This window comes from Lactobacillus sp. B4015 (assembly GCF_026536055.1).
Lineage (GTDB): Bacteria > Bacillota > Bacilli > Lactobacillales > Lactobacillaceae > Lactobacillus > Lactobacillus panisapium.
The window spans coordinates 169,209-183,016 of sequence record NZ_JAFNOY010000006.1; the positions used below are offsets into that span (position 1 = coordinate 169,209).

The window sequence follows — 13,808 nt, forward strand, 5'->3', positions numbered from 1 at the left end:
ATTAAAAGTTAAGTATAATGAATTAGTAACTATTTTATATGGAGCGTATTAATGTCAAAATTAAAATCCCTAATTTATCAAAATAGTAGCAAGTTGAATGATTCTGAAATACGGATCATTCAATTTGTTCTAGACAATGCTAAATTGTGTAAGAAATTGAGTCTTTCCGAATTAGCAGAAAAATTGTATGTTTCGAGATCGGCAATTTTTCGTTTGTGTAAGCATCTTGGTTTAAGTGGCTATACCGAATTAAAATTTTATTTAAATGAGGTTTGCTTAGAAAATGAGCAGAATAACAATAAAATGAACTTTGCCAATAACTTTGGAGCAGATCTGGAAAAAGAAACTGAGAATTTACGTAAATATTTTGACTCGCTTGACTTGGCCAGATTTTATACTGAGCTAAGCAATGCTAGTAACGTTTATATTTATTCAACAGGCTGGATTCAGCAAATGTTATCCAATTATTTATCGCATGAATTGTTACTTTTTGGTATTTCTTCGATTGTACTGCCTGCCGCGATTAGCGAGTTGGAAATGGTGGGTAAAATTGCGCAAAAAGGGGATATGCTGTTTATTATTTCATACACAGGCGATAATAAAGAAATTAATGACGAACTAACGAAGTTTGAATTAGTTAATAATAAGTTACGTTACGTTTCTTTCACGGACTTAAAGCAAAACGAACTTGCTTCGCTTTCTGATTATAATTTTTACTATCCTACAATTAAATTTACTACTACCAAAAATGCCTCATTTATTATGGCTTATTCATTAGTTGATTTTTTGGTAAATAAGTTTGATATTTGGCGGAAAGAAAAAAGTGAACAAAATGATAAGTAAAACGAACAATTTTGTTATTAGACTTTTAGATAGAGCCCATTTAGATACCGGCAAAATTTTAAACACTTATATTGCTGCTTTAATTATCATACCGCTATTTTTTGCCGGCTTTGTTGCTTACGAAGCCAGTTTAACTGCACAAAGTTTAGCCGTGATCTTAACGGCAACTCCGATAATTGCAGTTGACATGATTATGATGATTATCAACTTTATCTTTGGCTATTATTTGTGGCTAAATAAGGAAAAAATTTTAACCGATTTACCTACTTACCGCTTTTTTATGCTGTGCCAGGCAATTGGTCAAGTCATGGCGGGTAATTTTATTTGCGTATTATTGGCTATGGGTGGACTTGTTCGCACAAATGGTATAAACCAGAAAGAGCAGAGTAATAATAAACTGATTCGGGGAGCTTCAGTAATTTTTCTGCTTATATTTGGCTTGTGTTTAATTTTGACCATTTGGTTAAGTAGTAAGAAGTAAAAGGTGATAACAAATGTTTAATTTATTTAAAAAGAAAGATTTTACGGTAAGTGCGGCGGCAGACGGCGAATTGTTGCCACTCACAGAAGTCAAAGATGAAGTGTTTTCGACTAAAATGTTAGGAGACGGTTTTGCGATTAAGCCAACAGATGGGAAAATTTATGCTCCAATTGCAGGTAAAATTACTACCGTTTTTCCCACCAAGCATGCTATCGGAATCACGGCAAAAAATAATTTGGAAATATTGGTTCATTTGGGGATTGATACGGTTGAATTAAAGGGAGAACCTTTTAATGTCTTTGTCCAAGAGGGTGATTCAGTTAAACAAGGTGCTCCGCTGGCTGAGATGGACACAGCGGCAATTACTGGAGCAAATTATGATGATACGGTGATTATTGTTTATACTAATATGGATATTATTGATTCTGTTTCACCAATTTCACCTGGTGAAGTTGAACACGGACAAGAAATTCAAACGATTAAGTTCAAGAGTTGATTTTTTAATGAATCATCAGCTTAAAATCATGATAGAATTTTAGTTATATATTAAAGCTAAAACTGCTATGATTAGGGCGAACTAGTCCTAAAATACTATGTTATTAGGTATCGAAAAGATGGTAGTAAAAATGGATTTACTGAAGTTATTAGAAAAGCAGAACTTACCCAAGAAAAATGAACAAGCTTTAATTACTGCCGCAATTTCGCAATTAAAGCAACATGAAAATGAGTATCAGGTACGAAGCAGGCTATTAATCAAATTAAGTGAGCTTGCTCGAAGCATGACGCTATCTAAGGAGGGCATTGACTTGCTTACTAAGTTAAATCAGCCAGATAAAAATGAAGATATTGCTTTATCTTCGACTACCTGGTTTTAAGCTTACTAAGTTTTTAGAGACAAAAAAGAAGAGTTTGGCAAGAAACTAGCTCTTTAAACTAAAATAAAGCGGAAAAAACATTTTTTAGTGTTTTTTCTGCTTTTTCTTGATTACAGCTTTTAATTCTTCTACCTTGATCCATGTGAGTTTTTTTGTAATAAATATGTTGAATGACTAAGTATCTCATAAGTAGAAATTAGTTCTCTAGAACTGCTAAATTAAAAAAGTGGCGCTTCTTAATATCATTGATTAAAACTATATAATGGCTTTTGTACGACTTTTGGCGTACAATGACAATGAGGTGGTAAATATGGATAGAATTGAAGCTAGAATTGATTCAGCAACTAAAAATAAGGCAAAAGCAGTACTTGCTAATCATGGTTTGACTATTTCTGAATTTGTTCGAATGATAGTAACTACTGTAGCTAACAATGGGTTACCTAAATACTATTCTTTTCCTAACCAAGAGCTAAGCGACTCTTTACAAGAAGTGACCGACGATTTAGCTGGAAAAAAGAAGCTGCCAGAGGCTCATAGTTTTGAAGAATTAGAAGAAATGCTCAACTCGGATGAATAGTTGAAGCTTGCGAGATAAATGATGAAAACAATCAAATATACTAAAGTATTTAAAAAACAGGCAAAATACTGAAAAAAGTGTTTTGCCTGTTTCTTTATTCAAAGAGCTAGTTTCTACTCAGACTCTTCTTTTTGTTTTACCGCTATTTAGTTATCGTTTAGCTCTGAAAAAAATGATTTCACGCGCAGCAACCAAAGGTCCTGAGCTTTGATAAATGGTGAGACGAACGGCCTTTGCCCGCACATCGCGTAAGCCAACTACTTTATTTTTACTGTCGGCTCGCCACTTTAGGTGCTCGGCATACAAGTTGTAATTTTCACCATCAGTTGAAACAGAAACACTGATATCGATGGGGTCGCCTTCGTGATCAATGTTACGGGGAACAAAGGTCATCCGACTTAACTTTTCAATATCATTAAAGGTAAAAGTTAATTCCAGAGGCTTATCAGGCGCAATACTCTGCTCAGTTTGCCATTCACTGGCCATCTTGAGGTCGGTCAAGTATGCGAGTGGATGGTGCGGCTTGCTATCGCAGTTGCTGGAAACGGTAATCTCCTGAATTGCATAGTCCTCGGCTGCGTGCTTAGTAATTACGCCGAAAAAATCAGACCATTCTGATACGCGATTGCCCACAACATAGCGCATTCGGATGATATAGCGGGTATTAGGCGTCAGTTCATGGAACGTAAAACTATTACCCTTAATTCCTTCGTACAGGATATTGTTAATTTCAACTTGAACTTCGTCAGCTTGCGACCAAGCGAGTTCAAATGAATGAGCTGTGATTTTGCTGGAATCAACTGAAGGAAGTTTCGGTGAGGGAATAATCCCACTGGTAATTGAATGAACCATGACTTTGCTGCTGTAAGTAAAGTTACGCACCGTCACTTCAATTTTGGTAGTCGCAATTTCACGGCTAGCAAGCTTAATTTGGAGGGCCTTTTGCTTTTGGTCATGATATTGATCAAATTCAGCTAAGGAATAGTTAGTATTATAAAAAATCCCTTCGTGCGCTAGGTTAAAGGCATCAAGCGAGCCGTAGACCTGGAGTGGAACAATTTGGTCATTTATTTTAACAATAACATTATCAGGATAAAAATCGCATAATAAAGTTAAATTGGTTCCTTGCTCTGCTTCCAGATCAGGGTATTCGCCTTTAACCGGATTAATAGTAACTGTCAGCTTTTCCTCATCAAGCTTGCTGGCAACCTGAGTCTTGCAATAGTTATGTTCAAAATCGGTTAAGCCATCATCGTCGTATATTTCTGCCTGGCTGTTTCCTTGCGGATAAATGACATAGTCACGCTTGCCAAAATCAAAGATACTGCCACCACGGACAAAGACTGGCAAATGCCAGGTTGGGTAGGTTAAGTTATTGTAAACACGACCACCAGCATATTTTTCGCCGGTAAAAAGATCAATCCACATCGTGTGCTTACCCGGCAGGTATAAATTGTCCTTGCGGGAATTGCCTTCTTCATCTTCGCGGCCGTTAGTAATAGGTGCAATTAGCAAATTGTTACCTAGCATAAACTCGGTACCGAATTGTTCGGTGTAATTAGTCCGTTCATCTGGAAAAGCAATAAATAGTGGCTGCAAGATAAGATTGCCTTCGCGTGCCTGTGCATTAAGAGTGTATAAATAATTTTTAAGACGGCTGTGCAACTGTAAATAGGCGCGGTTAATTTCCGTAATTTTACGATTATAAGCAAACGGTGTCTTGCTAAAATCTCCTTGGTCATCAATGTTGAAAAGAAGGGGTGTGAATGCTTTCCATTCGAAGTCGCGAACATTAATTTGCGCATTGCCACCGCCTAAAAGGCCGTCAACTGCCGCTCCAGCAAGTGGCTGTCCTGACAAATTAGAGCCTACTAAACCGGCAACTTGAGTGGCGATACTCTCCCAATTACCCCCAACATCACCATAGATTATGGCGGCGTCTTTTTGCATACCGGCAAAGCCGGAGTTACTTAAGACCAGTGGCCGCTTACGTTGCAGCTCTGTTTTCAGTTTCTCAGTATCCGAAGCAGTTAAGTTGGGGTTATTACTGTAAGTAAAGGCAGTTTTTGCTGGTAAAGTTGCGTCTTCTTCATGCCATAAGCCGGGATGAACGCCTTGATTTAACGCATAGTCGTTAAAAAAGGCGAGAGCTTGCTCATTAGTTGCTCGAACGCCGTAATTGGGTACAAACCAGCTTAATGGGATGTGCATGGCTTTATAACGGTCAATCATTGCCCTTGCTGAAAAGTGATAATTTTCTTCACCGTTAAGTGATGCTTTTCCCGAGGCAGAATTTTCATCGCGCGTCCGCAGATAAAAATTATTGTTAATTTTTGTTGCGTTGCGAACTGATGCTGCACTAGGCTGCCAAAGAGTGGTACAAAAATTACCTAGATGTCCTAAGCCAAGCATATATTTAGGCAATAGGACAGGTTTTCCAGTTAGCTGATAAAATTTAGCAAGAAGTTCCTGCGGGGTGTTGCCCACCAGGTAAAAATTGTCAAAAAGTTGATCTTGGTGTGTCAACGTAGTGACGCTGTGATTTTTCTGCCCAAAATCATATGTACCACTTTGAACAGTATTACGTAATTCACCATAGCCTGCGTTGGACCAGAAGAATGGTACTTGCGTGACAACCCCGCCGTCGCCTGTGATCTGGTCATGCTTAATTTGAATTTTCCGGCCCTTGTGACTAAAATAGCCGTTTTGTAAACCGCCACCAAAGTAAAATTCGTTTTTATTTTGGACTAAAAATTCGCTAGTTTGCTCAGCACCAAGCTCTAATGGGCTAGATTGCGACATTCTCGTTCGGTGCAAAGTTTCATCGAAGATACTCATAATAGCCGGCTTTTGCCAAAAAATAACTTGGTAATTACCCGAGTGAATAATTAATGAGTCGTTAGTTGCCCGTACCTGTGAACGCTCAAAAGCATTGTTATCAAATTTAGCTAGCTGAATAAATGAAGCTGGCTGTTCAGTGAAATTTTGTTCGGGATCAAGGATTAGACGAAAAATTCCATCGGCCAAAATGTAGAAGTGCGCCACTTCACCAGTTGCAAAGTGCAACTCATAATAGTTATCGCACTTACTTGCACCGGTCAATGCCCCTAATTGATGTCTATTTATTTGCGTGTCTTGTATCATGATTTTGCTTCCTATATAGTCTACCTATACCTATTATAACTAAAAAAACAAAACTTTCCGTACTATTTGTAATTCAACTGGTAATGACCAGTGCATTAAGCTAAAATGGACTTATAAAGACAAAGTTCGAGTTTTTAAGTGAAAGGCAAAAATTATGACGTATTATATTCATGCTGACAAGTTTTTTCTTGAAAATGTAACTGAAGATGGCGGTTACCTTGAAGTTCAAGATGATGGTAAGTTTGGTTTTTACTACCCTGAAAACGAAACCCCAACAGGTAAGATTGTTGATTATCCTGGTAAATGGATTGCACCCGGATTGGTTGATACGCATGTTCACGGTTCTTTAAAAGAAGATGTAATGGTAAGCGAATGGGATGGTATTAACCGTTTGTCTGAAGGCTTCTTGCGCTCAGGCGTTACTAGCTGGTTGCCTACTACTTATACTGCGGACGAAAATACTTTAACTAGAATTTGTCAAATGTTCGGTGCCCGTAAGGGTGAAGAAACTGGTGCTAAGATTCAGGGACTGCACTTTGAAGGTCCATACTTTACTGCAGAACATGCTGGTGCTGAGAACCCGAAGTACTTGCTAGATCCAAGTATTAAGCAATTTAATGATTGGCGTGATCAATCAGAAGGTTTACTTAACAAAATTTCCCTTGCACCTGAAAGAAAGGGTGCGAAGGAATTCATTCGCACTGTTGTTAAAGAGGGCGTTGTCGTTTCCTTGGGCCATTCAAGTGCAACTTACGCACAAGCTAAAGCTGGCGTTGAAGCAGGTGCAACCATGTTTACGCACACTTTCAATGGCATGCCTGATCCGTCACACCATGACTCATCAATTTCAAATGCAGCAATGGACTTGCATAATGTTACTGATGAATTGATTTGTGATGGGCACCACGTGAAAAAAGAATTGGTTCGGTCATTAATTAAGATTAAGGGTGCAGAACATATTTGTTTAATCACTGACTGTATGGAAGCTGGAATGATGCCAGATGGTGACTATATGCTTGGTGAATTGCCAGTTTACGTCAAAGATGGTATGGCCCGTCTTAAGGACGGCGATAACCTTGCTGGTAGTATCTTGCAGTTAAATGTCGCTATTAAGAATGTAGTTGACTGGAATGCCGCCACCCCAGAAGAAGCAATTATGATGGCGTCATATGTACCAGCTAAAAGCGCAAATATCTTAGATAAATGTGGTTCAATTGCTCCTGATAAGCCTGCTGACTTTATTGTCTTGAACCCTGATATGACATTGAGCGAAACTTACTTGAACGGTAAGTCACGTTATCAGGCAAAAAAGTAATTTAATTCATTTAAATAATTAAAAGTAAACCCCTAATTAGAAGTGCTAATTAGGGGTTTTTTGGTGTTCAAATTAATTTAAACAGTGTAATCGTTAGGCTGTGATTACTACCGTTTGCTGTTTAACTTTAGCTAACAGATCTTCTTCGGCATTTTTATTGGTAACTAAGCCGGTGATATTACTCCACTGGGTAATTTGATAGAGACTAGTACGTTTGAACTTAGTCTTATCGGCTAAGATATATTTTTTCCGTGCTTGCTGCAAGATCACGGCATCAATTGAAGCATCTGAATATGATGGACTGGTTGGGCCCGCAAAATTATAAAAACCATCAGATCCTAAAAAGCAAATGCTAACTTGAATTTGCTTAAGCAGACTCTCTGTCCAACCGCCGTAAACAGAGGAACTCTTTGAGCGCAATTTACCACCAAGTAAATAACACTCACTGTTTGAACTTAATAGATAAGTGGCAACAGGCAAAGAGTTGGTGAATATTTTTAAATCATCACGCATAATTAGCAGTTTAGCTAGTTCCAGTACTGTACTGCCTGTTCCTAGCATAACAGTTGCTCCATTTGGAATTAAGGACATAGCAGATTGTGCCAATTGTTGTTTTAACTCGATATTTTCTTCTGAACGAACATTAAAGGGGTTTTCAACGTTATTTTGAATTGAAGTTGCTCCACCATGACCTTTGATGATCAGCTTTTGGCTTTCTAAATAAGTTAAATCCTTCCGAATTGTCTCATAAGAAACGCCAAATTTTTGCGCTAAGTCATGGACGGAAACAGTCCCTTTTTTTAAGACTTCTTCCAAGATATTATTGCGGCGATCGGCCATTAACTTCATGATTTTACCTCGATTTATTAAACATGTAATTATGATACCACTAAAAAGCTGTTCACTAATAATTAAAAAGTAGTTTAAGCCATAACTACAAACTATTACCAATTTTAAAATTGGTTTTTTGGCTAAAAAACAATAAAAAAGCAATTGAAAACAATAAAAACAAAGTTTATAATTGGTTTTAATCAATGAAAGCGGATTATTTAGTTGGCTTTGTGAAAGGATGATTAGATGAAAAAGAAAATTGCAATTGCTTGTGATGATATTGGGTTTACCCGAAAAGAGGAACTGAAGGATTACTTAGTGAATACTAAGGGATATGAAATAGTTTTTGATCCTGTTAAAGTACCTCAAGATGGCAAAAACACTTATGCTAAATTAGCAGATGAAATGGCTGAAGTAATTCAGCGAGATCAATGTCGCTTAGGAATTTATATTTGCGGGACAGGTATTGGATTTACAATGCAAGCCAATAAGCATTGGGGAATTAGAGCAACTGCCGTAACTAACCCGTATTCAGCTAAACGGGCGCGGCTTAGTAACAACGTTCAAATTATTGGCTTAGGGATGAGAGTTAATGGTTTACCCTACCATGAAATGATTCTGGATGCTTTTTTGGATGAGCCGTTTGATTTTAGAACTGCTCGTGAAAATTCAAAAAAGAACCTATTGGAAGCGAAAGCTGATGATAATCGGCTATTGTCTAAACCGGATTTTGTAGCATGGAATATGGGTTTTGAAGACGATTGTGAGGCTTGATTCTGATGGCGATTATTACTCAGTTTATTAATGATATTGGGAATTTTATTTTTATTCCCGTAATTTTCTTACTATTAATGAAACTGCTTGGGCGGTCTTGGGCAGAATCGACCCAATCAGCAATGAAAGTTGGGATTGGTTTTATCGCTTTGAGCATGGTAGTAACATTCATGCTCGAAAAGATGCAACCAGCAATCAAGGGCTTATCAGCTAAGACGGGCTCCTCGCTATCTGCAATTGATGTTGGTGGTGCCGCAACAGCAGTAATGGGATTTGGCTCTAGTATGGGTGCCATTATCATTCCACTTTGTGTTGCCACTAATATAATTATGCTAGTTTTGCGACTAACAGATTGTGTTAATGTGGATGTTTTCAACTTACACCAAAACGCATCAATGGGTGCAATTGTCTATGCCTATTCAGGCAATTTTCTCTATGGTGTATTGACTGCAGCAATCTTTCACATGATTGCCTTAATTGGAGCCGATTTGGGTGCCAAAAACAATAATGAATTTTACAATTTGCCAAAAGGGGTCTCAATTTCGCACCCTGTTGCTAATACTTATTTATTCTTTGCGTACCCGTTTAACTGGCTTTTTGATCACATTCCTGGTGTCCGTCACTGGAATGCTACGGCTGAGAGTATACAGAAAAAATTTGGTATTTTCGGTGATCCGACAATGGTTGGTTTTCTGATTGGGGTTTGCTTGGGACTAGTTGGTTATAGTTGGAGCGATCCATACCATGCAATTATTAGCAGCCTGCAATTAGGGATGTACTTAGCAGCTGTAATGCTATTACTGCCGAAGATGACTTCGATTATGATGGAAGGATTAGTTCCTTTATCCAATGCTGTTCGTAAAAAAATGGTCAAACGTTTTCCAGATCGTGAAATCACTGTCGGAATGGATACTGCTTTAATTATTGGTAATCCAGCGGTAATTGCACCTGCTTTATTACTGATTCCAATTATTGTGATTTTAGCAGTTATTCTTCCAGGTAACAAAGTTATGCCAATGGGTGATTTATCCCAATTTGTTTTCTTTATTGCCGCAATGGTTCCAGTCTTTAAAGGCAATATTATTAGAACTTGGCTTGCTTCTGTATTCTTGTTTGGTGGAGGATTATATATTGCTTCCTGGATGACACCAGCTACAAACCAGGTATTTCAGCAATTTGGTGCTGGTGCAAAAAAGGGCGTAATGTATTCGTCATTAAACCCATCGGCAAATCCTTTAACTGGATTATTTGCTGCAGTTTCACACGTAGGAATTTTTGGTTATTTAGCAGTTGCAGCCATCGTAATTTTATTCGGTTACTGGCTAAAAAAGCGGGAACGAAAACAAATTGAAATTGATAATTCTACCGCTAATTAATAGGTAATAAGATAACGAAAAGAGGAATAAAAATGAAAAAAGTTTTAGTAGTGTGTGGTAATGGTATTGCCTCATCATCAATTATGTTGGCCGGATTAAAAGATTATTTAGATGAACAGGGAGTGCAGGCAGAACTTGATAAAGCTTCACTCATGGACTGTACAGATGATACTTTTAATAGTAAGGATTTAATCGTTTCTTCAACCAAGCTTGATCGTCCAGGCGTAAAAACGCCAGTAATTGTTGGCTCAGCATTGTTAACTGGGATAAATGAAGACGAAGTTTTAGAGCAAATTAAAGATGAATTAACTAAATAAAGGGCATGCAATGAACATTGAGATTTTTGTAAATGAAGGAACCCCAGATATTTTAACTTATCAGGAAGCAATCAAATTTGCTGGTCAGGCAATGCTGAAAAAAGATGCAATTACCCCAGCTTTTTCACAAGCTTGTATTGATCGTGAAAAGCAATTTCCCACTGGCCTCAGGCTAGCTGATGGGACAGGCATTGCGATTCCACATGGTGATTCAAATTTAGTTAAAAAAAGTAGTATTAGCTTTGTTCGCTTAATTCAGCCTGTAAGTTTCGGACTAATGGAAGATGCTAAAAAGCAGGTTGAATGTAAGTTTTTGTTTAACCTGGCCTTGGCTAAAGGTGAGCAGCATTTGACAATGCTTCGCAATTTAATGAAGTTATTCCAATCAGAAGAATTTATCCACGATTTGACTAATCTGCCATTGGTTGATTTAGCTGCTAATTTAACGGATAAATTGACAGGAAAGGAAATGACAAATTGAGTGAGTTAGTAGTAATTTTAGATGAGTTAGCACATGTTCCGGATCCTTTAGCTAGTAAAGAAGTTAGTGAATTGATCCGGTTAATCCGTAATGCTAAGCGCATTTATCTTTCTGGTGCGGGCCGCTCAGGATTAATGATTCGAGCGTTTGCTAATCGGTTGATGCAATTAGGCTTCACTATTAGTGTGGTTGGTGAGATTAGTGAGCCCCACACTCAACCGGGCGATTTGTTAATAATTAATTCAGCTTCGGGATGCTCAATGCAATTGTTAGCGCAAGCTAAAGTTGCTGTTAGTAATGGCGTTAAGGTAGTAATAATTACTACTGATGTACATTCTCCCTTGGCTAAGGTAGCAGATACAGTAATTAAGATTGCTGCGCAATCTAAAGTTTCACAAACTACTTCTCTGCAACCAATGGGTTCATTATTTGAACAGATGTCATTATTATTATTTGATGCAATTTCGCTTAAATTGATGAAAATTACTGGTATAGATGAAACTTCAATGCGTAAAAATCATGCAGACATCGAATAAGAATTTATTTAAAAGACTTTCTAAGATTTTGACCTAATAGTTAAAAATTATCCTCCGAATTGTAGCCCAATTTGGAGGATTTTTATATCACTTTTTAGTAAGTATTGAATTGCTTCCCTGTTGATAGTAATCTAATGACTATACATTGTGTGTTTGATGGGTGATCCATTTTTAATAAGATGATTAGTAAAGCTAGATACAGAAAAAGGTTCCAATTAAGTCTATCTGATAAAAAGCAAGCAGTTGGTTTATTTGATAGTTTAGGTCTGAATCTTGCCACATCAGTTATTATTTTTACCAAAAAGAGTATAGCCGAAGTTGGCCCACCCTTGAATTCTATGGTGAAGTAAATCAGGTTGAACTTAAAAAGGAGATTTTAAAAATTCCTGTAAATTAGAGGACTGTTCATTTTTTAAAAATACCTAATCACTAATTTACAAAAAATTTATGAGGGGAAGGCAATGAGGGTATATTTTAAAAAACATTTTGGTGCAGTTTTATTAACATGTTTTCTTTTATTATGTAATTCAGTATTACAGGTGTATGCTGCTACTAAAATGGCGCAACTTGCTAACTATTTAATTGGAAAGCAACTATTATATTTCGGCAAAACACTCCTTATTATTTTCGCCTTGTGGGTTACAAGCTTTATTATCTCTTTACTTGAAAGTTATGTTCAAGAAACCGTAACCCAAAATATGTTAACTGATATTCGAGCAGAAGTTACCAATAATATTGTTGAATTAACACAGTCTGAATTTAAGAGCAAACCTGTTGATTATTATGAATCTTATTTACAGAACGATACCAACATGATACAAAAAGAAGGCATTGATACCTTTTTTCTGATTATCCGTTTTTCTGGGAATGCAATTTTCTCCCTATTTGCTTTATATACTTATAATATTTGGCTTTTTATTGCTGCTATTGTTTTGGTGATTATTATGATTATAGTCCCCAAGATTTGTAAAAATTATTTATCAAATGGAATTAAGGGTGTTTCAGAAGCGAATGAACAATTTTTAAAAATTACAAGTAGTGGATTACACGGATATGAAACTTTATATGCATTTAATGTCTTAGGAGAATTAAAAAAATTAGTTAGCAGAGGTTCAAACTTACTAAAACAAGCAAATGTTAAGAATGCTGTTAGGCGGTCAATAATAGGTATAGTTACTGGAGTAATAAATATTGGTAGTCAATTAATAATTATTGGTATTACGGGCTATCTCCATTTCAAGGGTTTGTTAACAGCAGGGGCCATATTGGCTACTGCAGAATTAGCAACAAAGGTTTTTGATTCTACTAATATTGTTGATCAATACTTTTCTCAGTTATTATCAACCACTAGTTTGTTTGAAAAATTTGCTAAATTAGTTCCTTCTAGGAAGCTCATGCGTAATACTCAAAGTTTTGCTACTATGGACTTCCCCAAGGAGTTTGTATCCCTGTCATTTGAAAATGTTTCCTTTTCTTACCCTGGTTCAAAAAATCAGATACTAACCGATTTTTCTTTTACTTTTAATAAAAATAACTTTTATAAGCTAAATGGGAAATCAGGTCGTGGAAAAAGTACACTTTTAAAACTTGCAACTAATCAATTACAGCCTCAAAAAGGTAAGGTGCTTCTAAATGGGGTTGATATTAAAACGATACCTCAAACTGTAATTAATAATATTATTGTTTATGAACCACAGAATGTTACGATATTTCCACAATCAATAGATTATAATATTAAATTAGGACGTAATATTAGTGGTAAATTGCTAGAAAAGGTTAAGAACAACTACAAAGTTGATAATAGCTGGAATCCAGATTCATTATCCGGTGGAGAACAGCAAAGAGTTGCCTTAGCGCGTATACTTGATCCTAAAGGTAAACTAATCTTATTAGATGAAAGCTTTTCAAATATTGATCTTAAATCAGCTAAAGATATTTTGAATAATTTACTTAGCCATGTCGAAACTGTCATAGTAGTATCACATAGAAATGAGGAGATAGATCCTCAAATTTTTAAAGCAGTTGATATAAAATGACTGTTAATTGTTTTGTGAATAATATGGTAGGGCTCACTATGTTGATTATTTACTTAAAGATAGTTGTTTACGATTATAGAGTTTTTAATTAAAATTGATAACCAACTCAGATAAGAGATACGCTGAAAAAGCAATTCTATGGTTAAGTTAATTGGTATAACAAGACATTACAATAGAACACATACTTTTAAATGATATAATTGTCGTAACTAGTAGCGTCCA

14 protein-coding genes are annotated in these 13,808 nt (G+C 36.5%); 12 read left to right on the forward strand and 2 right to left on the reverse strand.

Features of this window, described 5'->3' with window-relative positions; genetic code table 11:
- Positions 1-51: 51 nt before the first annotated feature.
- From J3U71_RS07755 to J3U71_RS07775, 5 genes are all read left to right on the forward strand, one after another.
- A complete protein-coding gene (locus tag J3U71_RS07755) occupies positions 52-843 on the forward strand; it encodes a MurR/RpiR family transcriptional regulator (RefSeq protein WP_220268646.1) in 792 nt (263 codons plus the stop codon).
- Positions 833-1,324 carry a hypothetical protein gene (locus J3U71_RS07760; protein WP_267393610.1) on the forward strand — a complete coding sequence of 164 codons (492 nt, stop codon included), beginning with the start codon at positions 833-835 and terminating at the stop codon, positions 1,322-1,324. The genes J3U71_RS07755 and J3U71_RS07760 overlap by 11 nt, the downstream gene beginning before the upstream one ends.
- A gap of 13 nt (positions 1,325-1,337) precedes the next feature.
- Positions 1,338-1,820 (forward strand): PTS sugar transporter subunit IIA, encoded by a 483-nt coding sequence (locus J3U71_RS07765; RefSeq protein WP_220232437.1) that lies wholly within the window; start codon positions 1,338-1,340, stop codon positions 1,818-1,820.
- A gap of 130 nt (positions 1,821-1,950) precedes the next feature.
- On the forward strand, positions 1,951-2,199 hold the full coding sequence (locus J3U71_RS07770; protein WP_220234902.1) for a hypothetical protein: 249 nt from the start codon (positions 1,951-1,953) through the stop codon (positions 2,197-2,199).
- 310 nt (positions 2,200-2,509) lie between these two features.
- Complete coding sequence (locus J3U71_RS07775) at positions 2,510-2,776, forward strand: type II toxin-antitoxin system RelB/DinJ family antitoxin (RefSeq protein WP_220234901.1); 267 nt, start codon at positions 2,510-2,512, stop codon at positions 2,774-2,776.
- A gap of 150 nt (positions 2,777-2,926) precedes the next feature.
- On the opposite strand, the gene J3U71_RS07780 is transcribed toward J3U71_RS07775, so the two are convergent.
- Positions 2,927-5,920: a TIM-barrel domain-containing protein gene (locus J3U71_RS07780; RefSeq protein WP_267393611.1), complete on the reverse strand. Its 2,994-nt coding sequence runs from the start codon at positions 5,918-5,920 to the stop codon at positions 2,927-2,929.
- 154 nt (positions 5,921-6,074) lie between these two features.
- Here J3U71_RS07780 and nagA point away from each other — a divergent pair, with 154 nt between their 5' ends.
- Positions 6,075-7,235, forward strand: coding sequence for an N-acetylglucosamine-6-phosphate deacetylase (gene nagA / locus J3U71_RS07785; protein WP_103752507.1), 1,161 nt, complete (start codon positions 6,075-6,077; stop codon positions 7,233-7,235).
- 93 nt (positions 7,236-7,328) lie between these two features.
- Here nagA and J3U71_RS07790 read toward each other — a convergent pair whose 3' ends face one another.
- Positions 7,329-8,084: a DeoR/GlpR family DNA-binding transcription regulator gene (locus J3U71_RS07790; RefSeq protein WP_220220288.1), complete on the reverse strand. Its 756-nt coding sequence runs from the start codon at positions 8,082-8,084 to the stop codon at positions 7,329-7,331.
- Positions 8,085-8,312: 228 nt separating this feature from the next.
- Here J3U71_RS07790 and J3U71_RS07795 point away from each other — a divergent pair, with 228 nt between their 5' ends.
- The 6 genes from J3U71_RS07795 (at position 8,313) to J3U71_RS07820 (ending at position 13,586) form a co-directional block, all read left to right on the forward strand.
- Positions 8,313-8,840: an RpiB/LacA/LacB family sugar-phosphate isomerase gene (locus J3U71_RS07795; protein WP_220220287.1), complete on the forward strand. Its 528-nt coding sequence runs from the start codon at positions 8,313-8,315 to the stop codon at positions 8,838-8,840.
- 5 nt (positions 8,841-8,845) lie between these two features.
- Positions 8,846-10,216, forward strand: a complete 1,371-nt coding sequence (locus tag J3U71_RS07800) for a PTS galactitol transporter subunit IIC (protein WP_267393615.1) — start codon at positions 8,846-8,848, stop codon at positions 10,214-10,216.
- Positions 10,217-10,248: 32 nt separating this feature from the next.
- Positions 10,249-10,533, forward strand: coding sequence for a PTS sugar transporter subunit IIB (locus J3U71_RS07805; protein ID WP_220220285.1), 285 nt, complete (start codon positions 10,249-10,251; stop codon positions 10,531-10,533).
- A 10-nt stretch (positions 10,534-10,543) separates the two neighbouring features.
- Positions 10,544-11,014 carry a PTS sugar transporter subunit IIA gene (locus J3U71_RS07810; protein ID WP_267393617.1) on the forward strand — a complete coding sequence of 157 codons (471 nt, stop codon included), beginning with the start codon at positions 10,544-10,546 and terminating at the stop codon, positions 11,012-11,014.
- The gene (hxlB, locus tag J3U71_RS07815) at positions 11,011-11,550 is read left to right on the forward strand and encodes a 6-phospho-3-hexuloisomerase (RefSeq protein WP_267393618.1); all 540 of its coding nucleotides are present in this window, start codon (positions 11,011-11,013) and stop codon (positions 11,548-11,550) included. The genes J3U71_RS07810 and hxlB overlap by 4 nt, the downstream gene beginning before the upstream one ends.
- A gap of 461 nt (positions 11,551-12,011) precedes the next feature.
- Positions 12,012-13,586, forward strand: a complete 1,575-nt coding sequence (locus J3U71_RS07820) for an ATP-binding cassette domain-containing protein (RefSeq protein WP_267393619.1) — start codon at positions 12,012-12,014, stop codon at positions 13,584-13,586.
- Positions 13,587-13,808: the final 222 nt, after the last annotated feature.

Excerpts from the sequence above, each read along its gene's own strand:
- J3U71_RS07775 (WP_220234901.1), top strand. The coding sequence starts at position 2,510 with ATGGATAGAATTGAAGCTAGAATTGATTCAGCAACTAAAAATAAGGCA.
- J3U71_RS07790 (WP_220220288.1), bottom strand. The coding sequence starts at position 8,084 with ATGAAGTTAATGGCCGATCGCCGCAATAATATCTTGGAAGAAGTCTTA.
- J3U71_RS07760 (WP_267393610.1), top strand. The coding sequence starts at position 833 with ATGATAAGTAAAACGAACAATTTTGTTATTAGACTTTTAGATAGAGCC.
- J3U71_RS07810 (WP_267393617.1), top strand. The coding sequence starts at position 10,544 with ATGAACATTGAGATTTTTGTAAATGAAGGAACCCCAGATATTTTAACT.
- J3U71_RS07805 (WP_220220285.1), top strand. The coding sequence starts at position 10,249 with ATGAAAAAAGTTTTAGTAGTGTGTGGTAATGGTATTGCCTCATCATCA.
- J3U71_RS07820 (WP_267393619.1), top strand. The coding sequence starts at position 12,012 with ATGAGGGTATATTTTAAAAAACATTTTGGTGCAGTTTTATTAACATGT.
- J3U71_RS07755 (WP_220268646.1), top strand. The coding sequence starts at position 52 with ATGTCAAAATTAAAATCCCTAATTTATCAAAATAGTAGCAAGTTGAAT.
- J3U71_RS07795 (WP_220220287.1), top strand. The coding sequence starts at position 8,313 with ATGAAAAAGAAAATTGCAATTGCTTGTGATGATATTGGGTTTACCCGA.
- J3U71_RS07780 (WP_267393611.1), bottom strand. The coding sequence starts at position 5,920 with ATGATACAAGACACGCAAATAAATAGACATCAATTAGGGGCATTGACC.
- J3U71_RS07770 (WP_220234902.1), top strand. The coding sequence starts at position 1,951 with ATGGATTTACTGAAGTTATTAGAAAAGCAGAACTTACCCAAGAAAAAT.
- J3U71_RS07800 (WP_267393615.1), top strand. The coding sequence starts at position 8,846 with ATGGCGATTATTACTCAGTTTATTAATGATATTGGGAATTTTATTTTT.
- J3U71_RS07765 (WP_220232437.1), top strand. The coding sequence starts at position 1,338 with ATGTTTAATTTATTTAAAAAGAAAGATTTTACGGTAAGTGCGGCGGCA.
- nagA (WP_103752507.1), top strand. The coding sequence starts at position 6,075 with ATGACGTATTATATTCATGCTGACAAGTTTTTTCTTGAAAATGTAACT.